Annotated in this window: 18 protein-coding genes; 10 read left to right on the top strand and 8 right to left on the bottom strand. The window is 71.4% G+C overall.

All coding sequences use genetic code 11. The features are described from left to right. Positions 1-28 precede the first annotated feature (28 nt). The 6 genes from F9C41_RS06450 to F9C41_RS06425 form a co-directional block, all read right to left on the bottom strand. Positions 29-775 (bottom strand): ABC transporter ATP-binding protein, encoded by a 747-nt coding sequence (locus F9C41_RS06450; protein ID WP_155385732.1) that lies wholly within the window; start codon positions 773-775, stop codon positions 29-31. Beyond that, positions 775-2,589: a branched-chain amino acid ABC transporter ATP-binding protein/permease gene (locus F9C41_RS06445; protein ID WP_155385731.1), complete on the bottom strand. Its 1,815-nt coding sequence runs from the start codon at positions 2,587-2,589 to the stop codon at positions 775-777. The genes F9C41_RS06450 and F9C41_RS06445 overlap by 1 nt, the downstream gene beginning before the upstream one ends. After that, positions 2,586-3,455: a branched-chain amino acid ABC transporter permease gene (locus tag F9C41_RS06440; protein WP_155385730.1), complete on the bottom strand. Its 870-nt coding sequence runs from the start codon at positions 3,453-3,455 to the stop codon at positions 2,586-2,588. Before F9C41_RS06440 ends, F9C41_RS06445 begins: the two co-directional genes overlap by 4 nt. 85 nt (positions 3,456-3,540) lie before the next feature. Further along, positions 3,541-4,695 (bottom strand): ABC transporter substrate-binding protein, encoded by a 1,155-nt coding sequence (locus F9C41_RS06435; RefSeq protein WP_196279644.1) that lies wholly within the window; start codon positions 4,693-4,695, stop codon positions 3,541-3,543. Between the two features lie 95 nt (positions 4,696-4,790). Continuing rightward, positions 4,791-6,575: a thiamine pyrophosphate-binding protein gene (locus tag F9C41_RS06430; RefSeq protein ID WP_230689367.1), complete on the bottom strand. Its 1,785-nt coding sequence runs from the start codon at positions 6,573-6,575 to the stop codon at positions 4,791-4,793. Between the two features lie 32 nt (positions 6,576-6,607). Further along, positions 6,608-7,987: an aldehyde dehydrogenase family protein gene (locus F9C41_RS06425; protein WP_196279643.1), complete on the bottom strand. Its 1,380-nt coding sequence runs from the start codon at positions 7,985-7,987 to the stop codon at positions 6,608-6,610. Between the two features lie 308 nt (positions 7,988-8,295). Between F9C41_RS06425 and F9C41_RS06420 the strand changes: the two genes are divergently transcribed. Together F9C41_RS06420 and F9C41_RS06415 are read left to right on the top strand one after the other, a co-directional pair. Further along, positions 8,296-9,141, top strand: a complete 846-nt coding sequence (locus F9C41_RS06420) for an IclR family transcriptional regulator (protein ID WP_230689366.1) — start codon at positions 8,296-8,298, stop codon at positions 9,139-9,141. A gap of 54 nt (positions 9,142-9,195) precedes the next feature. Then, positions 9,196-10,380: a CaiB/BaiF CoA transferase family protein gene (locus tag F9C41_RS06415; RefSeq protein WP_155385726.1), complete on the top strand. Its 1,185-nt coding sequence runs from the start codon at positions 9,196-9,198 to the stop codon at positions 10,378-10,380. A 24-nt stretch (positions 10,381-10,404) separates the two neighbouring features. Here the strand turns inward: F9C41_RS06415 and F9C41_RS06410 are convergent, their stop codons facing one another. Next, positions 10,405-11,289, bottom strand: a complete 885-nt coding sequence (locus tag F9C41_RS06410) for a shikimate dehydrogenase (RefSeq protein WP_155385725.1) — start codon at positions 11,287-11,289, stop codon at positions 10,405-10,407. Positions 11,290-11,569: 280 nt separating this feature from the next. On the opposite strand from F9C41_RS06410, the gene F9C41_RS06405 reads away from it, so the two are divergent. From F9C41_RS06405 to F9C41_RS06385, 5 genes are all read left to right on the top strand, one after another. Next, a complete protein-coding gene (locus F9C41_RS06405; RefSeq protein WP_230689365.1) occupies positions 11,570-12,376 on the top strand; it encodes a citryl-CoA lyase in 807 nt (268 codons plus the stop codon). 356 nt (positions 12,377-12,732) lie between these two features. Further along, positions 12,733-14,853, top strand: coding sequence for an outer membrane protein assembly factor BamB family protein (locus F9C41_RS06400; protein ID WP_155385723.1), 2,121 nt, complete (start codon positions 12,733-12,735; stop codon positions 14,851-14,853). Between the two features lie 20 nt (positions 14,854-14,873). Next, complete coding sequence (locus F9C41_RS06395) at positions 14,874-15,860, top strand: ThuA domain-containing protein (RefSeq protein ID WP_230689364.1); 987 nt, start codon at positions 14,874-14,876, stop codon at positions 15,858-15,860. 137 nt (positions 15,861-15,997) lie between these two features. After that, positions 15,998-16,336: a hypothetical protein gene (locus F9C41_RS06390; protein ID WP_155385722.1), complete on the top strand. Its 339-nt coding sequence runs from the start codon at positions 15,998-16,000 to the stop codon at positions 16,334-16,336. Positions 16,337-16,368: 32 nt separating this feature from the next. After that, entirely contained in the window at positions 16,369-16,965 is a 597-nt protein-coding gene (locus F9C41_RS06385; protein ID WP_155385721.1) for a GNAT family N-acetyltransferase, read from the top strand. 11 nt (positions 16,966-16,976) lie between these two features. Here the strand turns inward: F9C41_RS06385 and F9C41_RS06380 are convergent, their stop codons facing one another. Then, positions 16,977-19,589 (bottom strand): cellulase family glycosylhydrolase, encoded by a 2,613-nt coding sequence (locus F9C41_RS06380; protein ID WP_155385720.1) that lies wholly within the window; start codon positions 19,587-19,589, stop codon positions 16,977-16,979. 156 nt (positions 19,590-19,745) lie between these two features. On the opposite strand from F9C41_RS06380, the gene F9C41_RS06375 reads away from it, so the two are divergent. The 3 genes from F9C41_RS06375 (at position 19,746) to F9C41_RS06365 (ending at position 21,387) form a co-directional block, all read left to right on the top strand. Next, positions 19,746-20,507 (top strand): DUF427 domain-containing protein, encoded by a 762-nt coding sequence (locus tag F9C41_RS06375; protein WP_155385719.1) that lies wholly within the window; start codon positions 19,746-19,748, stop codon positions 20,505-20,507. A gap of 76 nt (positions 20,508-20,583) precedes the next feature. Beyond that, complete coding sequence (locus F9C41_RS06370; RefSeq protein ID WP_155385718.1) at positions 20,584-21,027, top strand: hypothetical protein; 444 nt, start codon at positions 20,584-20,586, stop codon at positions 21,025-21,027. A gap of 171 nt (positions 21,028-21,198) precedes the next feature. Next, the gene (locus F9C41_RS06365; protein ID WP_155385717.1) at positions 21,199-21,387 is read left to right on the top strand and encodes a tautomerase family protein; all 189 of its coding nucleotides are present in this window, start codon (positions 21,199-21,201) and stop codon (positions 21,385-21,387) included. Positions 21,388-21,450 lie beyond the last annotated feature (63 nt).

Below are 21,450 nucleotides of genomic sequence, written 5' to 3'. Positions count from 1 at the left end.
GGCCGTCGTGTGCACGCCTCGGCGGACCTCAGAGGCCGAGGTAGATCTTCCTGACCCGGGCGTCGTGGGACAGTTCCGCCGAGGTTCCGGACAGCACCACCTCGCCGTGCTCCATCACCAGGCAGGTGCCGGTCGCCTCGAAGGTCAGCTTGGCGTTCTGCTCGACCAGGAGCATGCTCAACCCCTGGCCCTGCAGGCGCTGCAGCACGGCGAGGATCGTCTCGACGAGTTTCGGGGACAGGCCCATCGACGGCTCGTCGAGCAGCAGCAGCTTGGGCTGCGACATCAGCGCCCGGCCGATGGCCAGCATCTGCTGCTGGCCGCCGGACAGGGCGCCCGCCAGCCGGTCCTTCATCTCCTCCAGCACCGGGAACAGTTCGTACACCTCGGCGAGGCTCGTCCTGGTCGCGGCGTCCCACTTGCGCGCGTAAGCGCCGAGCAGGAGGTTCTTCTCGACGGGCAGGCCGGCGAAGACGTGGCGGCCTTCGGGCACGTACCCGATGCCGTGGCGGACCATGTCACGTGCCTTGACCCGGGCGAGGTCGGTGTCGCCGAACCGGACGGCGCCGACCTTGCGCGGCACCAGGCCCATGAGCGCCCGCAGCGCGGAGGTCTTGCCTGCGCCGTTGGCGCCGATGAGGCCGACCGACTGCCCGGCGGGCACGGTGAGGCTGATCCCGTTGACCGCGCAGACCCCGCCGTAGTGCACGGTCAGGCCTTCGACGGCGAAGTCCGGGCCGGTCGTGGTGGCGGGCGGGTCGGTGTCGATGCTCATCACGCTGCCTCCGTCGCGGTGGCGACCGGCACGTCGGAGGACATGGCGGAGTCGCCGAGGTATGCCTCGACCACCTGTGGCGCGCGGGCCACCTCGGCCGGTGTGCCGTCGGCGATGACGCGGCCGCTGGCGAAGACGGTGACCCGCTCGCACAGCGACATGACCAGGCCCATGTTGTGCTCGATGAGCACGACGGTGACCCCGGCCGCGCGGATCGACCGCACGATCTCGCTGAGCTGGCGGACCTCCTCGCCGTTGAGACCGGCGGCGGGTTCGTCGAGCAGCAGCAGGCGCGGACTGCGGGCCATGGCGCGGGCGATCTCGACCCGCCGCTGGGTGCCGTAGGGCAGCTCGCCGGGTGCCGCGTCGGCGAACGCGGTGAGGCCGAAACGGTCGAGCAGTTCGTCGGCCTGTCGGCGCAGGGCCCGGTCCTGGCGCCACACGCCCGGCTGCCACAGCGCGTACCGCCAGCTGCCGAGCACGGAGGTCTGGTCGAGTGCCACGAGCAGGTTCTCTCGCACGGTGAGCAGCGGGAACAGGCGCAGGTTCTGGAAGGTGCGGGCGATGCCGGCGCGGGCCAGGGTGTGCGGGCGGGCGGCGGTCATATCCTGCTCCCCCAGCCAGACCCGGCCCGAGGTGGGCCGGTAGAGCCCGCTGACCACGTTGAACAGTGTGGTCTTGCCGGAGCCGTTCGGGCCGACGATGCCGCGGATCTCCCCGGTGCTGATCTCCATGGTCACCTCCTGCAGGGCCTTCAGGCCGCGGAAGTGCATGCTCACGTCGTCGATGCGCAGGATCACCTGCTCGGCCGGGCGCTCGACCGCGTCGTACGGCCGGAAGTCGCCGAGTTTCGGTGGCGCGCCGGTGTCGCGGCGCAGCCAGCCGAGACGTTGCAGCAGCCCGCGGGCGCGGACGGGCAGTCCGGCCAGGCCGGTGGGGGCGAACACGACGGTCAGCACCACGATGGTGCCGTAGGCCACCTGCGCGTACGTCGGGTAGTCCACGAGCACCTCGCGCAGCAGGGACAGCGCGACCGCGCCGACGACACAGCCGACCAGGCTCTGCCGCCCCCCGATGATCACCATGGCGAGCAGCAGGAACATGTTGGCGATGCTGAACGTCTCCGGCGCCACGTAGCGGATGAGGCCCGCATACAGCACACCCGCGACGCCGCCGTAGAGGCTGGCCAGGAAGAACGCCGTCATGCGCAGCTGCGGCACCTCCACCCCGACCGCGCCGGCCGCGAGGGAGTCGTCGCGCATCGCGCGCATCTTGCGCCCGAGCGGCGTGCGCACCACGAACAGGCCGAAGGCCAGCGCGAGGGCGAACACGACGAGCTCGAGGTAGTAGAAGAAGTAGTCGTTGCGCAGGTCGATGCCGGGCAGCGTCGGGGCGGGGATGCCGGTGATGCCCTCCGCGCCACCGGCGATGTGGGCGTTGGTGACCCAGTTGGTCAGGGCCAGGGCGAGGCCGAGGGTGACGATGCCGAGGTAGTGCGACTGCATACGCAGCGCCGGGGTGCCGATCAGCAGCCCGATGGCGGCGACGATGAGCATGGCCAGTGCGGCGGCCGTCCAGAACCCGAAGCCGGCCCGGGTGGTCAGGATGGCCGTGGCGTAGGAGGCCACGCCGAACAGCGCGACCTGGGCCAGGTTGATCTGCCCGGCGATGCCCATGACCAGGCCGAGGCCGATCGCGAGGATGGCGAACAGGATGACCACGTTCGCGACGTGGATCAGGTAGGAGTCGAGCTGATAGGGCAGCAGCCAGGCGAGGACCGCCAGCACGCCGATACCGGCGACGCGCAGCTTCATGCGCGGTTCACCGTCCTCTCGCCGAAGATTCCGGTGGGCCGGATCATGATGATCACCGTGAAGACCAGGAAGGTGACCAGCTCCGAGTAGCCCTGGAAGTGGCCCGCGGTGAACGCGTCCAGCACGCCGATCGCGAAGCCGCCGACGATCGCGCCGGGAATGCTGCCGAAGCCGCCCAGGATCGCGGCGGCGAAGCCCTTGATGCCCAGCGCGCCGCCCATGGTGGGGTTGACGTAGAGCAGCGGGCCGACCAGGCCGCCGGCCAGCGCGGCCAGGCCCGCGCCGAGCATGAAGGCGATCGCGTTGCTGCGTCCGACGTGGATGCCGACGGCGGTGGCCGCCTCGTGGTCCATCGCGACGGCCTGCATGGCCGCGCCGCGTTTGGTGGACTGCAGGAAGAAGACCAGCAGCACGGCGGCGGCGGCCGCGATCGCGAGCACCACCAGGTCGTATGTACGGATGCGCAGCCCGAGCACCTCCAGCGGGCCGGTGGGCACCGGGTTGGGCACGGCGTTGCCGGTCGCACCCCAGATGATGATCGCGACGGCTTCGAGCACGATGCCGAACCCGATGGTGCCGATCAGCATGAGGTCGAAGTCCTTGTTCTCCAGCGGGCGCAGCACCCGCTCGATGATCACGCCGATCAGCCCGGTGCCGCCGATCGCCAGCGCCATGGCCAGTGCGAAGGGCAGCTTCGTGGAGAGGTAGAACGTCGAGGCGAGGTACGCGCCGATCATGACGACGTTGCCGTGCGAGAAGTTGACCAGGCCCATCGTGCGGAAGACGAGCGAGAAGCCGAGCGCCACGAGTGCGTAGATCGCGCCGAGGCTCATCCCGCCGATGAACGTTTGAAGAAAGACCTGCATGGCACTCCCTGTGCGCAGAGCGAGGGGAACGGGAGCGGCCGCCGCGGGCGGGGTGACCCGCCTGCGGCGACCGCTCGGGTGGTCATCAGCCGGCGGCGACCAGCTTGCCGGCCTGGATCGTGCCGATCCTGGTGGCGAAGATGCCCACGCCGGTGTCGTCGAAGGCGAAGTCGCCCAGCAGGCCGGCGTACTTGGTCGCGCGGATCGCGTCGGCCAGCGCCTGTCCCGTGGCGACGTTGCTGGTCTTCAGCGCGTTGAGCAGGATCTGTGTGCCGTCGTACGCCTTCGCGCCGTGCATCTCGGCGTCCTCGTTGAACTTCGCCTTGTATGCCGCGGCGAACTTCTTCGACGCCTCGCTGACCTCGTTGCTCAGGTAGGGCGAGCTGACGATGGTGCCCTCGACGTTGGCCGTGCCGGCCGTGTCGGCGAAGACCGGGGTGCCCTGCGGCGCCGCGCCGGCGAACGGCACGGTGATGCCGAGGTCGCGGGCCTGCTTGACGATCAGGCCGGACTGGACTTCCTCCGCGCCGATGAAGATGACCTGCGGATTCTTCTGCCGGATCGTGGTCAGCGCGGCGCTGAAGTCCTTCTGGTCGGCGGTGACGACCTGGTCCTCGATCGGCTTCACGCCGCGGGCCTGCAGCGACTTGGTGAACGCGTCGTGCTCGCCCTTGCCGTAGCCGCCGTTGTTGGTGATCATCGCGATGTTCTTGAGCCCCTTGCCGTCCACGATGTACTTGGCGAGGGTCTCGTCGTAGGTGACGCTGGTGGGGCCGTTGAGGAACAGGAACGGGCTCTTCACCGCGACCAGGCCGGGCGACTGGCCGGACGTGATGTTCGGGATCTTGGATTCGCGCAGGATCGGGGCCATCGCGATGGTGACCGCGCTCTCGGCCGTGCCGATCATCGCGATGTAGCCCTCGCTGGCGATCTTCCGGGCCAGGTTGGTGCCGACGGTCGGGTCACCCTGGTCGTCGAAGACGCCGAGCTCGATCTGGCGGCCGTTGATGCCGCCGGCCGCGTTCCACTCGTCGATCGCCAGGCGGGCGCCCTTGAGCTCCCAGGCGCCCAGCGAGCTGAGCTGCCCGCTCTGCGCGTCCACGAGCGCGATCTTGATCGGACCGTCGGTCTTGTTCGTGTCGCCCTGGTCACCGCCGGGTGCGGAGCAGGCCGCGAGGGCGACCGGAAGGGCGAGTCCGAGGAGCATGACGGCGGCGTGGCGCCGCAGGGACGAGAACATGCACATCACCTCTGTTGTGGGGAGGAACGGAGACGGGATGCGTTACCTGGTCGGGTGCGGGCCGCGCGGCTCGCACCCTGTGTCGACGTGCTGTTTCACTCGAATACGCCGTGGTAGATGTCCTTGATGTTCCAGTGCCCCGGGGTCGGCACCGGCTCGTTGACCATGGGCACGTCCAGGACCGCCGGTCGGCGGCGCTGCACTGCCGTGCGCAGCGCGGCTACGAGGTCCGCCGGCTGCGCGATGTCGTATCCGTCGGCCCCGCAGGCCCGGCCGAGCGCGGCGAAGTCGGGGCTGTAGGGGTTGCCGTCGGGGTCGCGGAACTCGCAGCCGTAACTGCGGCCGAAGTTGGCCGCCTGCAGGTCGGCGATGGTGCCGTGGGCGCGGTTGTTCATCACCAGGAAGATCACCGGCAGGCCGCGTTCGACCGCCATCGGCAGCGCGGGCAGCTGGGCGCTCATCCCCCCGTCGCCGATGAGCGCGACCACGACCTTGTCCGGCGCGGCCAGCTGCACGCCCAGCGCGGCGGCCGGGCCGAAGCCCATGGTCGACGCGCCGCCTGGGGTGATGAAGCGGCCGTCGGCGGGCAGCGGGTAGCACTGCGCCACCCCGTTCTTGTTCCAGCCGACGTCGGTCACCAGGATCGCGTCGGACGGCAGTGCCGCCCGCACGTCGGCGAGGATGCGCTCGGGGCGTAGCGGGAACTGGTCGCTGCGCCCGCGTTCCGCGCTTCCGGCGAACAGCGCCGAGCGGGCGGCCGCGATGTCGGCGCGCAGGTCGGGCCGCGACCGGCCCTGCGGCAACTGGTCGAGCACCTGCCCGGTGATCGCCTGCACGGCCAGGGTCGCGTCGGCCACGACGCCGATCTCGACCGGGTAGTTGCGCCCGATCTCCGCCGGGTCGATGTCGATCTGGATGAGCCGCGACGGCGGGAAGCGCCAGGTGTAGGCGGGATCCCAGGAGCTGGCGTCGGTCTCGGCGAAGCGGGTGCCGATGGCGAGCACCACGTCGGCGCTCAGCGCGTAGCCGTTGGTGCTCTCGGTGCCCCAGAAGCCGGGCATGCCCAGCAGCAGCGGGTGCTCGTCGGGGACCGCGCCCTTGGCCATCAGCGAGTGCGCGATGGGGATGTCGAGGTGCTCGGCGAGCGTGAGCAGTGCCGCACGCCCGGCGCCGGGGCCCAGGCCGCCGCCGAGGTAGATGAGCGGCTGCCGCGCCGACACCAGCTCACGGGCGATGCGTGCCGCGTCGTCCGCCGGGAGCCCGGGGGCCGTCGTCTGCGCGGGCAGCGGGTGCCGGTCGGTGTGGTGGTCGGCCAGCGGCCGGGAGAACAGGTCCATCGGGACGTTGAGCAGCACCGCGCCGGGGCGGCCGGAGGTCGCGGTCCAGAACGCGCGCTCGGTGAAGCGCGGCAGGTCCTCGACCCGGTGCGCGTGCCAGGCGCGCTTGACGAACGGCCGGAAGATCGCCGTCTGGTCGGCGTCGGCGTGCAGGTTGACCTCTTGGTGCGGGTGCCTGCCGTGCAGGTAGGACGGCACGTCCCCGGCGATCGTCACGAGCGGCACCGAGTCCAGCGCGGCGGTGGCCACCCCGGTGACGGCGTTCATCATGCCGGGGCCGACGTGCACCAGCAGCACGCCGGCCTTGCCGGACACCCGGGCGTATCCGTCGGCGGCGTGCGCGGCGGCCTGCTCGTGCCGCGCGATCACGAACTCGATGCCGACCTCGTCGAACGCGGCCAGCAGCGCGATGTTGGTATGGCCGCAGGTGCCGAACACGTACTCGACGCCGTACGCCTGGAGCTGCCGGGCCATGGCGAGGGCGCCGGTGCCGCGCGCGACGTCGTCGGCGGGCAGCGCGCGGGCCTGGGTGTCTGTGCTCATCGGTGCTCCTCTGTCGCTCGTGCGAAGGCTGCTCACCCGTGCTCACCCCAGATCGACATGCCGCGCAGCAGCATGGTCTTCACCGTGGTGAAGTCCTCGATCATCAGACGGGGCGACTCGCGGCCGAAGCCGGAGTCCTTCACCCCGCCGAAGGGCACGTGGTCTAGGCGAAAGTTGGAGGATCCGTTCACCACGAGCCCACCGACCTCCAGCTCGCGCCATGCCGTGAGCGCCCGCCCCAGGTCGCGGGTGAACAGCCCGGCCTGCAGGCCGTAGCGGCTGTCGTTGCAGGTGGCGAGCACGGCGTCGAAGTCGTCATAGGGCAGCACGGCCACCAGCGCCCCGAAGACCTCGTGCACCACGACGAAGGCGTCGGCGGGCGGGGCGGCCACCACGGTGGGGTACACGGTCGCGCCGTCGCGGCGGCCGCCGGTCGTGATCGACGCTCCGCCCGCGACGGCTTGCGCGGCCCAGGACACGACGCGCTCGGCGGCGGCTTCGTCGACCATGGAGCCGACGTCGGTGGCCGGGTCGAGCGGGTCGCCGACGACCAGCGTCTCGACCTCGGCGGTGAGCGCTTCGAGGAACTGCGCGTAGCGGTCGCGGTGCACGTACACCCGCTGCACCGAGATGCAGCTCTGGCCGGAGTTGGTGTAGCCGGTGCGGGCGCAGACCCGGGCGGCCGCGGCGATGTCGGCGTCCTCGCACACGATGGTGGCGGCGTTGCCGCCCAGTTCCAGGACGAGGCGCTTGGCTCCCGCGGCGCGGGCCACGGCGGCCCCGGTCGCGGCGCTGCCGGTGAAGCTCACGACGCTGACCTCGGTGAGCGCGCACAGCGCCGCGCCGACGTCGCCGCCGCCGTGCAGCAGCTGCACCGCCTGCTCGGGCGCGCCGGCCTCGAGCAGCAGCGCCACCACGGCCGCGGAGACCGCGGGCGCCTGCGGCGGGGCCTTGACGATGGTGGTGTTGCCCGCCGCGAAGGACGCGCCGAGTTTGTGCGCGAGCAGGTTGGCCGGGGCGTTGAACGGCGTGATCGCCAGTGCCACGCCCGCCGGGGCGCGGTAGGTGAGCGCGGTGTTGCCGATCCCCCGTCGCCAGCCCGCGACCGGCAGCACCTCGCCGCCGATCTGGCGGGCCTCGGCGGCGCAGACCGTGAAGGTGTCGGCCACCCGGTCCATCTCGCCCAGCCCGTCGCGCAGCGGTTTGCCGAGCTCCAGCGCGATCACGCGGGCGAACTCGGCGCGGTGGGCCTGGGCCAGCCGTCCTGCCGCGTCGAGCACGTCCGCGCGGGCCGCCGGAGCCAGCCGGGCCATGTGTCGGGCGGCGTCGCGCGCGTATGCGGCAACCGCGTCCACATCGCCCGGTGCGGTGACCGGCGCTCGGCTGACCACTCTGCGGACGTACGGTCCCACGCGCTGCTCACAAGGTCCATCCACGACCCAGCTCCCGGCCACCAGATTTGCTGCCGTATGCACGGCGTCAGCGTCCGGCTTGAGCATGGCATCGAGCACCGGATCCTCCTTCGTGGACCACTCTGTGGTTCTACTGGACCGCTCTACGGACTGGGTGTAACGTACGGGCGTCCGCTGGATCTAGCAAGGGGTCGAGTCCAGAACGTTACGGACGCGTGAATGCACCACCAGGCCCGCAGGTCATCGAGACTCGTGATGGGATGCTCATCCGCAGGCCATCGATGTGGACACGACGAAAGCGAGGAACCGTGGCGGCGGCAACGGGACATGACAGGGCGGCCGGACGGCAGCGAACCGCGCAGGACGAGCCCGCGGCACCGCAGCCGCCCGCCGACGGCGGCGACCAGCAGGGGGTGCGCAGCGTCCAGCGGGCGCTGGACATCCTCACGCTGCTCACCGCCGAACAGCCGACCGTGACGGTCCGCGAGATCACCGAGGCCACCGGCCTGGCGAAGACCACGGTGATCCGTCTGGTCTCGACACTGGAGCAGAGCGGCCTGCTCTGGGCCACCGCGAGCGGCTACATGGCCGGACCCGGCCTGTGGCGCTGGGCGCACCTGGCGCACAGCAGCTGGGAGCTGCCGCCCGAGACCCAGCGCGGCATGCGCGAGCTCGCATCGCGCATGCGCGAGACGGTCAACGTCTACGTCGCCCGCGACGTCTTCCGGGTCTGCATCGCCCAGCAGGAGAGCCCGCAGGCGCTTCGCCACGTCGTGCACGTCGGCGACGAGCTCCCGCTCTGGGCCGGCGCCACGGCCAAGGTGCTGCTGCGCGACGCGAGCCCGGCGCTGCTGGCACGCGTCGCCCGCAGCTCGCCCTACGGGCCCGGTCACGTCAAGCGGCTGCAGGAGTGGATCGACGAGGCCACCGTCGCCGGATACGCCGTCAGCCACGGCGAACGCGACGAGGGCCTGTCGGCGGTGGCCGCCCCGATCCTGGGCCGCTCCGGCGCGGTCGTGGCCGCACTCAGTCTCAGCGGGCCCACGCTGCGGTTCACCGAGGCCCGGGTCGCCGAGTTCGCGGCGGAGGTCAGGCGGATGGCGCAGCAGGTGTCCGAGCGCGGCTTCGACCACCCGCTCGGCACGTCCCGCTAGGCCGCGCCGCGCCGACATGCCCCGCGTCAGCCAGCCCACCCGAGGAGACCCTGCATGGCGCATCGACCGCTCGCCGGCATCCGCGTGCTCGACCTGACCAACGTGCTCGCCGGGCCATACTGCACGTATCAGCTGGCCCTGCTCGGCGCGGAGGTCCTCAAGGTGGAGATCCCCGGCGTCGGGGACCTGGCCCGCCGGCTCGGCCCCGATCCCGAACTCAACGACGCCGCCCTGGGCGCCTCGTTCCTGGCCCAGAACGCGGGCAAGAAGTCGGTGGAGCTCGACCTCAAGGACGACGACGACCGGGCCGCCTTCGTGGACCTGGTCACGGCCGCGGACGTGCTGGTGGAGAACTTCCGGGCCGGGGTGCTGGCCCGGATCGGCTTCTCCTGGGAGCGCCTGCGAGAGCTGAACCCGCGGCTGGTCTACTGCGCGATCAGCGGCTTCGGGCAGAGCGGGCCGATGAGCCAGGCTCCCGCATACGACCAGGTCATCCAGGGGCTCTCCGGGATGATGAGCATCACCGGCACGCAGGACACCGCGCCGCTGCGGGTCGGTTTCCCCATCAGTGACTCGCTGGGCGGGCTCACCGCGGCCTTGGCCGTCACGGCCGCCATCGCCGGCCGGGAGCGCCACGGCCGCGGCTCCTTCCTGGACGTGTCCATGCTGGAGGCGTCCGTCTCCGCGATGGGCTGGGCGGTCTCCAACCACCTGGTCGGCGGGGTGCCCCCACAGCCGATGGGCAACCAGAACCCGACCGCCGCCCCGTCGGGCACCTTCCACGCCGCCGACGGCCCGCTCAACATCGCGGCCAACCGGCAGGAGCAGTTCGAGAGCCTGTGCCGCTGCGTGGGCCGGCCGGATCTGGTCACCGACCCGCGCTTCGCCACCCGGGAGCAGCGCAAGGAGCACCGGGACGCGCTCAACGCCGAACTCGACGACGCCCTGCGGGCGCGTCCGGCACTGGTCTGGGAACAGGAGCTCAACCGGGTAGGCGTGCCCGCCGCCCGGATCCTGACCGTCCCGCAGGCCGTCGAGCTGGACCAGCTGGCCCACCGCCGGTTCTTCGCCGACGTGCGCTTCCCCGGCCCGGCCACCGACCGGCGGCTGCGCCTGAGCGGCACGGGCGTGCTCGTCGACGGCGAGCCGATGCATCCGGTGGGCGCGCCGCCGCTGCTCGGCGAGCACAACGACGAGCTTCCGGAGATCACCCGCCGCTGGCGCAAGCCCGGGTCCTGACATACGGTCGGCTCCCCCTCTCCGTCACGACGTCGCCGCGGCGGTGAGGGATGAGAAGTGCCGGTACATCCGCTCGAGGTCGGGCGACAGCCCGGTGATCAGGTGGAACGTCTCAGCGGCCTGAGCCACGACCATGCCGCCGCCGTCCAGGGTCCGGCAGCCGGCGGCGCGCGCCTGGCGCAGCAGTTCCGTCAGCAGCGGCCGGTAGACGATGTCGGCGACCCACATCTCCGGGCGGAACAGCCCGGCCGGCAGCGGCGTCGCCCCGTCCCCGCTCATGCCCACGGGTGTGGCGTTGACCAGGCCGTCCGCCGCGGCCAGCCGATCGCGGATCTCGTCCACCGTGCGGGTCGTCCGGACGGTCACGGGCCGGTCCGCCGCGGCGGCCCGGCGCACCACCTCGGCGAGCTGTTCGGCGCGTTCCACCGCCAGGTCCACCACGGTCAGCTGCCGCACACCGAGGCGTACGAGCGCGAACGCGACGGCGGTGCCCGCTCCCCCGGCGCCCAGCAGCACGACGTCGCCGACCGCCGCGCCGGGCAGTCCGCGCCGGAACCCGGTGAGGAAGCCCGACCAGTCCGTGTTGTGCCCGACCGCCCGTCCCTGCCGGAACACCACGGTGTTCACCGCGCCCAATGCCGCGGCGTCGGCGGAGAGCTCGGGGAGATACTTCACCACCGCCTGCTTCGAGGGGTGCGTGATGTTGAGGCCGGCGAACCCGAACTGCCCCGCCTGCGCGACGAGCGCGCCGACGTCCTCCGCGCCCAGGTCGAGCACGTCGAGGTCGAGGAGCTGGTACAGGTAGCGCACGCCCAGCTCGTCGGCCTCCCGCTCGTGCAGCGCGGGGCTGAGCGACGGCCCGAGGTCGCCACCGATGAGCCCCACCAGAAAGCGTCGTCCTCGGGCCACCGGGCCTCCCCGCTTGTTATACGAGCTAGTACGTTAATTAGCTGTACGGCGGTGGGCGAAGTCAAGAGCTGCGACCCGCTCTCGAGCGGGCGGCACCGTCCGGTCCAGAGGATTCGCAGGCCGGCTCGCGTGATGCGGGCGGGCGACGTGAGCAATGTGCACCACGGGACATGGGATTTCGGACAGAAATCCGTACAGCGGACCTACTAGCCCGCTCTACGGACTGCACGGTAGGTTCGGCGATGGTCGAACAGTCAGTCCGGACACCACTGGAGGCGACGTGAGCACCACGCAGGACACGACCGCGGCAATGGTCGCGGACTGGTGGGCCACGTCCGTGTCCCGGATGGCACCCGGCGTGATCGAGCTGCGCGGCCGCCCGGTGCAGGAGCTGATCGGGACCACCGGCCTCACCGACATGATCTGGTTGATGCTGCGCGGCGACGTGCCCGACCGGCGGCAGTCGGCGCTGCTGGAGGCCGCGCTCGTCGCCGGGGTCGACCACGGCCCGCACGCACCGTCGATCGCCGCCGCACGCATGGCCGCGACCTGCGGCATCGGTTTGAACAACGCGGTCGCCACCGGTGTCAACCTGCTCGGCGACTCGCACGGCGGCGCGGGGCAACAGTGCGTCGAGGTGCTGACCGACATCTGCGCCCGCCAGGACGCCGGCGCCGATCTCGACACCGCGGTCGGCGACGCGCTGACCGCCTGGCGCGCCCACTCGCGCTACGTTCCCGGGTTCGGGCACCGCTTCCATCCCGTCGACCCCCGCCGCGATCCCCTGCTGGGCCTGGTCGACGCCGCCGTGCGCGACGGCGTGGTCGAGGGCCGCCACGCCACCGCGGCCCGGGCCGTGGAGGCGGCACTACAGCGACCGGGCCGGCGGCCGGTGCCGATGAACATCGACGGGGCGACCGCGATCATCTACGCCGAGCTCGGCTTCCCGGCCCCGCTGGCCCGCGGCCTGTTCGTGCTCAGCCGCAGCATCGGCATCCTGGCCCACGCCTGGGAGGAGACCCAGCAGGGCCGGCGCAACAAGGGTCCGATCCCAACCGGGATCCTGCCGACCTACCTCGGGAACTGATCGGTCCAGTCCTCGCCGCGACGGCCGGCACCGGCCGTCGCGTGCCACCGTGTCCGCCCCAAATGACCGCGACGACACATTCCGGAAACCTCGCCTTGCGCCGCAGCGGGGTCGGTCATATATTGAGCCGTGCCTCTAGATGGCCTATTTGGACCGCCTAGTGGACCTCATGATTGTTAGTCGGATTCGCTGACGCACAACGCGTTGCACGCGACGCTTCCAGCCCGCTGACCGCCGCAATCGCGCAGCCGGTCACGCCTGCCCGCGGTCGCCACGCATCGGCATGCGGATCCGCCCCGAGCGCACAGGACGCGCCACCGCAGACAGACCGCCTTCAGCACAGGAACGAGGTCAGCATGGCAGAGATCCCACGTCGGGCATTACTCACCGGAGCAGCGGCGACAGCCGTCGGCGCGGCCCTGACACCGGCCGCCGCCGACGCGGCACCCGAACCCGCGGGCCGACCTGGCGGGCACGGCGGCTCACGCTGCACGACCCCGGGTGCCGCCGACTTCCCCAAGGTCGGCGGCAACTACGGCAACCAGAACTACACCTCGCTGCACCGGATCAACCGGCGCACTGTCGACCGCCTGGGCGGGGCATGGCTCAACCGCATCGAAGGCGGCATCGACACAGGCACCAACCAGAGCACCGCGGTGGCCGTCGACGGCGTGCTCTACATCGAGTCCGCGTTCGGCAACGTGTTCGCCGTCGACGGCGCCACCGGCGTCACGAAGTGGGTGTATCGGCAGACCCGCGGCACGGTGACCCGCCGCGGTGTCGCGGTCGGCGACGGCAAGGTGTTCACCCACGGCCGCGGCAGCTGGATCATCGCACTCGACCAGGAGACCGGCGCGGTCGCCTGGGAGCGGCAGGTCAGCGAGTACGGCAACATGGAGAAGGTCGCCGTCACCCACTACGACGGCATCCTCTACGTCGGCACCCACGACAGCGACCGCGCCGCGGCACTGGCCCTGGACGCCCGCAACGGCGACGTCGTCTGGCACTTCTGGGGCGCCCCCGAGCCGGGCGAGTTCGGCAACGAGACGTGGGAGGGCACGTCGTGGCAGAACGGCGGCGCGGCGCCCTGGATGCACCCCGCGCTCGACCCCGACCTGGGCCTGGTCTACTGGACCTTCGGCAACCCGCGCGGCAACCGGTCCTCCCAGGACGGCTCGCAGCGCGGCGGCCTGAACCTGTTCTCCAGCTCGATCGTCGCCATGGATCTGAAGACCGGCCGGTACCGGTGGCACTTCCAGTCGATCCACCACGGCATCTGGGACATGGACAACACCATGGCCCCGGTCCTGGTGGACACCAAAATCCGCGGCCGTGACCGCAAGCTCGTCGTGTACGGCAGCAAGTCCGGCATGTACTTCATCCTCGACCGCGAGGACGGCTCCGCTCCCCTGGGCATCGACGAGGTCCCGGTGCCGCAGGAGCCGCGGCAGAAGACCTGGCCCACCCAGCCGTTCCCCCGGCAGGGGGCCTGGACCGAGACCCGGGTCGTCGACCAGCCGCTGGGCACCGCGATCCCGGGCGACCCCAACCGCGCCGTCCCCAACTACGTGCAGGGATCGCTGTACGACCCGCACTGGGACGTGCCGATCCTGTCCATCCCGGGGCACGGCGGCGGAGCCGACTGGAGCCACCAGTCGTTCAGCCACAGCACCGGCCTCGTCTACACCGGATACGGCTACGTCGCCGCGGCGCACTCGCTCACCGAGGCCAGCAACGGCCTGCGCCCGCCGGGCGAATACCAGACCGGCGGCGTCGTCGCCGTCGACCCCGCCACCAACCGGGTGCGGTGGAAGAAGCACCTGCCGTACTCGCTGGCGCACGGCAACGGCATCCTCACCACCGCCGGTGACCTGCTGTTCATCGGCCAACCCGACGGGAACCTGCTGGCCCTCGACGCCCGCAACGGGCGCGAACTGTGGCGCTTTCAGACCGGGGCCGCGATCAGCAGCAGCCCGATCAGCTACGAGATCGACGGCGAGCAGTACCTCGCGGTCTACGCCGGCGGCACCGGCATCCCCTACGGCAACTCCGCCCCGCGCGGCGACCACCTCTGGGCTTTCAAGATCGGCGGAACGGTCGCCGCCGCTGCCGCACCGCCCCCGCCGGTCGTACGCCGGCCGGTGTCCGGCGGTCCGGTGGAGGGCAGCGCCGTCGGCAACACCGTGGTTCTGGCACGGATCTACAACCCCGCGACCGGGACCGTGGGGACCGTCGAGTCGACCGCGGTCAACGCCATGGCCCCGACGCACCTGCGGGTGCCGGTCGGCACGACCGTCACCTTCGTCAACCCCGCCGACAACGTGAACGTGCACGGCGCCACCCAGTTCTTCGAGGGCCTGTTCGACATCAGGCTCCAGCCCGGCGAGTCGTTCTCGTACACCTTCACGGCCAAGGGCGAGTACTTCTTCAACGACTCGTTCAGCCCCAGACCGACCGGCAAGGTCGAGGTCTACTGATCGCCAGGAGAGGCAACGACGTGCGCAGACTTCCGATGAAGAACCGGCTGACCGTGGCCCTGACGGCTCTGGTCAGCGTCCTGGCCACCCTCGCCTTCGCGGCGCTGACGGGCCTGCCGTCCGCCGCACACGACGACCGGGGCCGGGCGAAGGGGGCCCAGCAGCTGGGCGACCCGGACTACGGCGTGTGCCGCGGCACCGACGAGCGGTGCTATCACGACTGGGGCAACTTCGACCCGGCCGCCGGCCACAAGGTCCTGCTGTACACGCGTACCGCCGGACCGCGGCACGCCAATCTCGGCCCGGCCCTGGCCGCGGGCCTGAACCCGCCGCTGACCGAGGCCAACGTCGTCCACCACGCCATCATCAAGATGGGCCAGGACAACGGGTTCGGCGTCGACTACACCGAGGACGTCACGCGGCTGGGCTCGGCCGGGCAGCTGTTCGGCTACAACGCGATCATCTTCTTCAGCACGTCCCGGGACACCCTCGACGACGGCGCGCAGACCGCGCTGCGCCAGTACCTCCGGGGCGGCGGCGGGTTCGTGGGCATCCACAACGCATTCGGCACCGAGTACAACTGGCCCTGGTACGAGGGCCTGCTCGGCGGGGCGAACTACTACGACCACGGGCCCAACCAGCCGGCGACGGTGCGGACGCTCAGCCGCCGGGACGCCGCCACGGCCGGGCTTCCGGCGGCCTGGACCTTCACCGACGAGTGGTACAACCTGGTGCCGTTCCCGTCCGACGTGCGCATCCTGGCCGCCGTGGACGAGTCGACGATGCTGCGCGGCGTCGCCGGTTCGATGGGCCACCCCGGCCACGGCGACGTGCACCCGGTGGCCTGGTGCCAGTACTACGACGGCGGACGGGCGTTCCTGACCACCCTGGGACACGACGCCCGCTCGTTTTCCACCGACGGCTCCTTCCCCGGGGCCGCCGAGTTCCAGCAGCTGATCCTGGGCGGGATCCAGTCCACCATGGGCAAGGTCCCGTTCTGCCGCTAGCAGCCGTGCGACTCGTGCCGGTCGTGCTCACACGATCGGCACGAGTGCGGCCGGACCGGCCGACCGGTGCGCGTGGTTCGCCGAGTAGCGGTCGTTGGAGTTCCTGCCGTGCGGAGCGGGATGTCATGATCTACCGCGTGATCGCATCCCTGGACGGGCGCCGTTTCGCCGCCGTGGCCGACGTCGCCGGCGGCGAGGTCGGCACGCAGACGGTGTTCACCTACCACGAGCACGACGGCATGATCTGGGCCGAGTACACGGGTGGTGCGATCCGTCGCGGCTTCCTCGTCGGCACCCGCGACGGTGACCGGCTCGATTTCCGGTACACACAGCTCAACAACGAAGGGCAGACCTCGACCGGGCACTGTGTGTCCACGCTGTCCCGACTGCCCGACGGACGGCTGCGGCTGGACGAGACCTGGCAGTGGGAGTCGCGTCCCGGCTCCGGCACCAGCGCCGTCGTGGAGCAGCCTTGACATGGCTGATCACCGCCGGGAGAGGATGAGGCGTGAAGGCAACACTTTCGACGCCGCCCGCCATCCCCGCCGGAACACTGTCCGCCGGCCCGCAACCAGTGATCTCCGCCCCGGGTGAGCTGGTCATACGCCCCTGGGAGCCTGCTGACGCAGCAGTCTTCCACTCCGCGTACCAGGACCCGGAGATCCGGCACTGGCACACCCGCCAGCCCTCGTCCGAGGACCAGGTTCGCGAGTGGTTCGAGCAGTACCGCCAGGCCTGGGCGCAGGAGACCGGCGCGAGTTGGGCGGTGACCCGCGGCGGCGACGAGGTGCTGGGACGCCTGGCCATGGGGTCCTTGAATCTCGACGACGGTGTCGCAGGGTGCGCCTACTGGGTGCTTCCGGCCGCCCGCGGAGCAGGTGTCGCCTCTCGTGCACTGACGGCTCTGAGCACCTGGGCACTGGGCGAGGCCGGTTTCCACCGGCTGCACCTGGATCACTCGACCCGCAACCACGCCTCCTGCCGGGTCGCCGTCAAAGCCGGGTTCCTCCTGGAGGGCACCAAGCGCAGCGACGCCGTCCACTCCGACGGCCGGCACGACATGCACCTGCACGCCCGCATCCGAGGCGACGAGCTGCCCTCCTGATCAGGCGGCGGTCATCGCGTGACGGTGACCGTGTACGCGCCGCGGGCACAACCGGTGACCTGCCAGCCGCCGGGCACCTTCACCGACGCCGCGTCGCCGACCCCCTGGGTGGCCAGCCGCGGCTGCGCCTCACCGGGCACCCAGATGTCGAGCGCGCAGTTCACCCCGTCGGCGCCGACGGTCGCGGCGAACGTCAGTCCCCCGTCGCCCGGGGTGGCCTCGAGCCGGTCGAGGCGGCCGGGGAACGCCCGCGGATACGCCCTGGTCAAAGGCTGCGCGAAGCCGGTCGGCGGGGGGATCGCGGCGCCGGTGACGCAGTCGATCCGGGCGAGGTTGCCCGATGTCTCGGCGTCGGCACCGGTCTCCGGCGATCCGCAGCCCTGCTTCCACACCCAGAACGCGCCGCCGATGCCGAGGCGGTCCTGGGCCGCACCGAAGCGGGTCACCTTCGCCCCGTCCACCGCCGGGTCGCCGAACCAGCCCCACTCGCCAGGCCAGTACGCCGCGCCGTAGGACGCCGCGGCACGGGCCGACACCGCCAGGTTCCGCTCGATCGAGGCGATCGTCAGCCCGAAGCTCTGATCCATCGTGATCGACTCGCTGTACGGGTGCGGCGCGAACACCAGTTGCCGGTCGCCGGTGAAGCCCGGCGGCGGCGCCACGTCGAAGGCCAGCCCCGACCAGAGCACGCTCGGCTCGAAGAAGACCAGGTGCGCGAAGCCCTGCCCGGCCCGCTCCGCGTCGCGGATCGCGGTGATGGCGGCGTCGTAGTACCTGCCCAGCAGCAGCCCGGAGCTGATCGGCGGGTTCGCTCCGATGCCGGGCTCGTTGAGCAGGTCGTATCCGGCGACGGCGGGCTCGTTCGCGAACGCCCGCGCAACGAAGGCCCAGGCGCGGACGAGTTCGCTCTGGATCCCGTCGCGGTCGGTGTAGAAGTTGCCGAACGCCGTCGCGACCGCCGGGGCGAGGTCGCGGGCCAGGAACTGGCAGTGCAGCGTCCCGTCGGTGATCGTCGCCCAGGCCGGCGCGCCGTCCCAGCCGGTGGTCGGGCTGGTACCGCCGCCGCACTGCTCCCCCGGCCGGGCCAGGGCGTTGCCCCAGGCGTCCTGGTGCATGTCCAGCACGACGTAGACGCCGTGCGCCTTGGCCGAGGCCACCGCAGTGCTGATCTGCTGAAGGTAGGCCTGGTCGAACTCCCCGCGTCGCGGCTCCAGCCGGGACCAGGACATCCCCAGCCGTACGACGTTGAAGCCCATCGCGGCAATCTGGGCGAAGTCCGCGTCGGTCAGCGGCTCGGTGGCCGGAACCGCAGGGTCGCGCAGGTGGTAGTCGATCAGCTGGTTCACGTTGACGCCCCGCAGGATCACCTGACGGCCGGTGACGTCGCCGATCGTGGGCAGACCGTCCTCGGTCGCGGCGGGAAGCAGGTGCAGGCGCTGGAGTCCGGCGGACGCCGGCACCGGCGCGACCGGTTGCGGTCCGGGCACCGCGGAGGGCCCGATCACCAGGGGCAGGGCCGCCAGCAGCACGGCCACGGGTGCGCCCACGGCCCACCGGCGCGACCCGGAGAGACGGGCCGTGACCCGGCCCGGACGCCACCGCCACGCCACAGCCGCACCGACCGCCCCGATCAGGCCGACCGCGATGCCGTAGCCGATGCCGGTCCCGACACCGAGCAAGGTCGTGCCGATCCACCAGCTGTCGGGTCCGGCGTCACGCAGCCCGGCCGAGGCGAGCGCCGCCGCGACCGCGCAGACCACGCCGATGCCGAGGCCGGCCACCGTCGAGGCCAGCCAGACCGTCACCGCCGCGGCCGACGAAGTGTGGCGCACGAGCCGCTGCTGCATCGCCCGCACCGTCGCGCCGAAGACGCCGAGGAACAGCACCACACCGCACAGGTAGCCGACCACGCCCGCGGCGGCACTGGGCGCCGGCAGCAGACCGGCGAACGCGTAGCCGACCGGCCCGCCCCGCCACCACGACGCACCGAAGGCGGCCGCCGCCAGCGTCACCACCACGAACATGACCGCCACGCAGACACCGACGGCGGACGCGGGCCGGTCGGCGTCGGGATCGACAGTGTCCGGCTCGGTGTCGCGGACGACCGGGTCGTGTTCGTCCGAGCTCGCGGCCAGCGGCAGGCGGCCGTGAGCGAGCGCTGCCGCGGCGGCGACCAGCGGGCCGGCCAGGAGGAACTTCATCGCGGCGAACCCGCTGGTGGCGAAGGCGAACCTGAGCGCGGAGCCGACGGACAGGTGCGGCCCGATCAGCGGCAGGGCGCTGACGAATCCCGTGACGGCGGCGGCCAGCGCGGCTGCGCCGGCCACGGCGGTCCAGGTGACGAGGAAGATCCACCACCTTGCCCGCCGCACCCGGCCACCGCCGATCGCGAGGACCGGCACGGAGGCGGCGAGCAGCATCGTCGGCAGCCCTACCAGCAGCGGAGCCCAGCGGTAGACACCACCGCCGCCCATCAGCGGCAGGCCTCGACCGCTCACGGGTGCCAGCAGGCCGGAGGGGTCCCAGGCGGCGCCGGCCGCGACGATGAGAACCAGCGCCACGGCCGCCGCGGCCGCGGCGCGGCCCGCGGGACTCCGCAGACGCGAGAGCCGGGTCGTGGGCATCGGTGACGTCAGTACGCTCATAGTGATCGCGAAGCGTAATGGGTGCCGAGCATCCGCGCCTGCCCCCGGTTCGGCCCACCTCCTGGCACCGTCACGTCCGCGCCCGCCGCTGAACGGCCGAGGAATGTGGCCCTGGATCACCTCGTTGATCCTGGTATGAGCGTTTCCACCGACAGGGCTACCCGCATCCGGATCGAGCACGGCGCCAAGCGCGTGCGCACGTACTTCAATGGCCAGGTCGTGGCCGACACGAGCAGGCCGGTGCTCGTCTGGGAGGTGCCGTACTACCCGGCCTACTACATCCCGCTCGCCGATGTGCGCAGCGGGCTGCTCGAACCGGCGGGCCGCACGGTCCAGTCGCCGGGTCTGGGTGAGGGCGATCTGTACACCGTGCGGGTCGGCGACCGCACCGCCGAGGGCGCGGCACTGCGCTACGAGCACTCGCCCGTGGAGGAGCTTCGCGATCTCGTGCGGTTCGACTGGGCGGCCATGGACGCCTGGTTCGAGGAGGACGAGGAGGTGTACACCCACCCGCGCGATCCGCACACCCGGGTGGACATCCTCGCCAGCTCGCGGCACGTACGCGTCGAGGTCGACGGGGTGACCGTGGCCGAGTCGCACCGGCCGACGGTGCTGTTCGAGACCGGCCTGCCGCCGCGCTACTACCTGCCGAAGACCGACGTCCGGCTCGATCTGCTGGCGCCCACCGCCACGGTCTCCCACTGCCCGTACAAGGGCCAGGCGGAATACTGGTCGGTGCGGGCCGGCGACACCGTGCACGACGACCTCGTGTGGTCGTATCGCACGCCGCTGCACGAGAGCCGGAAGATCGAGGGACTGGTCGCCTTCTACAACGAGAAGGTCGACCTCTTTGTGGACGATGTCCTGCAGAAACGCCCCAGGACGAAGTTCAGCTGACGGCCGCCACGGTCAGGTCGACACGGTCCATGTCATCGCCGATGATTCCTTACCACGATCATCGATCATTGCTCCATTGTCGAATGTCGACCTGCTCCTTAGATTTGGCGGCATGACGGGAGACGGTCGGCCGCCGAAGGTGACGCGGTACAACAGCTTCCGGCCGGGGCTCCGGAGACTCGCTGCGGGCGCGATCTTGTTCGGCGCCGCGCTGTGGGCGCTGAGGACGGCGGCCATCGGCGCCTTCGACGTCCACGCCTCCGCAGCGGCGCTGATGATCGGCGCGCTGGTGACGCTCGCGTCGGGCTGGGTCAGCGCCGCCGAGAACCATCCGCCGCTGCGCTCGGTGAATTACGTCATGGGCCCGGTGGGGATCGCCGCGGCGGTGGCCGGAGTCCTCGGGCAGGGCTGGCTCGTCACCCTGCTGGGCGGCTTGATGCTGCTGCTGTCCGGCGCCTGGTTCCTGCTCGACGGCTACACCGACGTCCGGGTCAGGATGATCTTCAAGCGTCGAGAGTAGACACCGGACGGCCAGCCGGGGCGAACCCGTCCGGGCTTGCCGTCCCGAAACACTGGTGCAACGATGCAGTGAGGCTGTTCGCCAACCCGCGGACCTCAAGTCTCATCCGCGGTGGAGCCGCTTCGATGGAACGGTGACCCGCAGCATGCCCCTCATCACCAGGAGTCGCTCATGCCCAACATCACCGTCGAACTGCTTGCGGGACGCACCCTTGACCAGCGGCGGCAGTTCGTACAGGCGGTCACCGAGCAGGCCGAGGCGATCCTGGGCGCCCGGCGCCAGGACGTGCGGATCCTGTTCGTGGAGATCAGCGGCGAGCTGGTCGCCAAGGGCGGGGTGCTGGCCGTCGACGCCGAATGACACCACCGCGCGAGCGATGCGCCCGATCGGGCGCATCGCTCGCGCGGTGAAGAACCCGTGCCG

Origin of the sequence: Catellatospora paridis, assembly GCF_009720365.1 — a bacterium.
Taxonomy (GTDB): Bacteria; Actinomycetota; Actinomycetes; order Mycobacteriales; family Micromonosporaceae; genus Catellatospora; species Catellatospora paridis.
This window is presented reverse-complemented; position numbering and strand designations above follow the sequence as displayed.

Coding starts and splice junctions, on each gene's coding strand:
- F9C41_RS06450 (WP_155385732.1), bottom strand. CDS start 775: ATGAGCATCGACACCGACCCGCCCGCCACCACGACCGGCCCGGACTTC.
- F9C41_RS06445 (WP_155385731.1), bottom strand. CDS start 2,589: ATGAAGCTGCGCGTCGCCGGTATCGGCGTGCTGGCGGTCCTCGCCTGG.
- F9C41_RS06440 (WP_155385730.1), bottom strand. CDS start 3,455: ATGCAGGTCTTTCTTCAAACGTTCATCGGCGGGATGAGCCTCGGCGCG.
- F9C41_RS06435 (WP_196279644.1), bottom strand. CDS start 4,695: ATGTTCTCGTCCCTGCGGCGCCACGCCGCCGTCATGCTCCTCGGACTC.
- F9C41_RS06430 (WP_230689367.1), bottom strand. CDS start 6,575: ATGAGCACAGACACCCAGGCCCGCGCGCTGCCCGCCGACGACGTCGCG.
- F9C41_RS06415 (WP_155385726.1), top strand. CDS start 9,196: ATGGCGCATCGACCGCTCGCCGGCATCCGCGTGCTCGACCTGACCAAC.
- F9C41_RS06400 (WP_155385723.1), top strand. CDS start 12,733: ATGGCAGAGATCCCACGTCGGGCATTACTCACCGGAGCAGCGGCGACA.
- F9C41_RS06380 (WP_155385720.1), bottom strand. CDS start 19,589: ATGCCCACGACCCGGCTCTCGCGTCTGCGGAGTCCCGCGGGCCGCGCC.
- F9C41_RS06375 (WP_155385719.1), top strand. CDS start 19,746: ATGAGCGTTTCCACCGACAGGGCTACCCGCATCCGGATCGAGCACGGC.
- F9C41_RS06365 (WP_155385717.1), top strand. CDS start 21,199: ATGCCCAACATCACCGTCGAACTGCTTGCGGGACGCACCCTTGACCAG.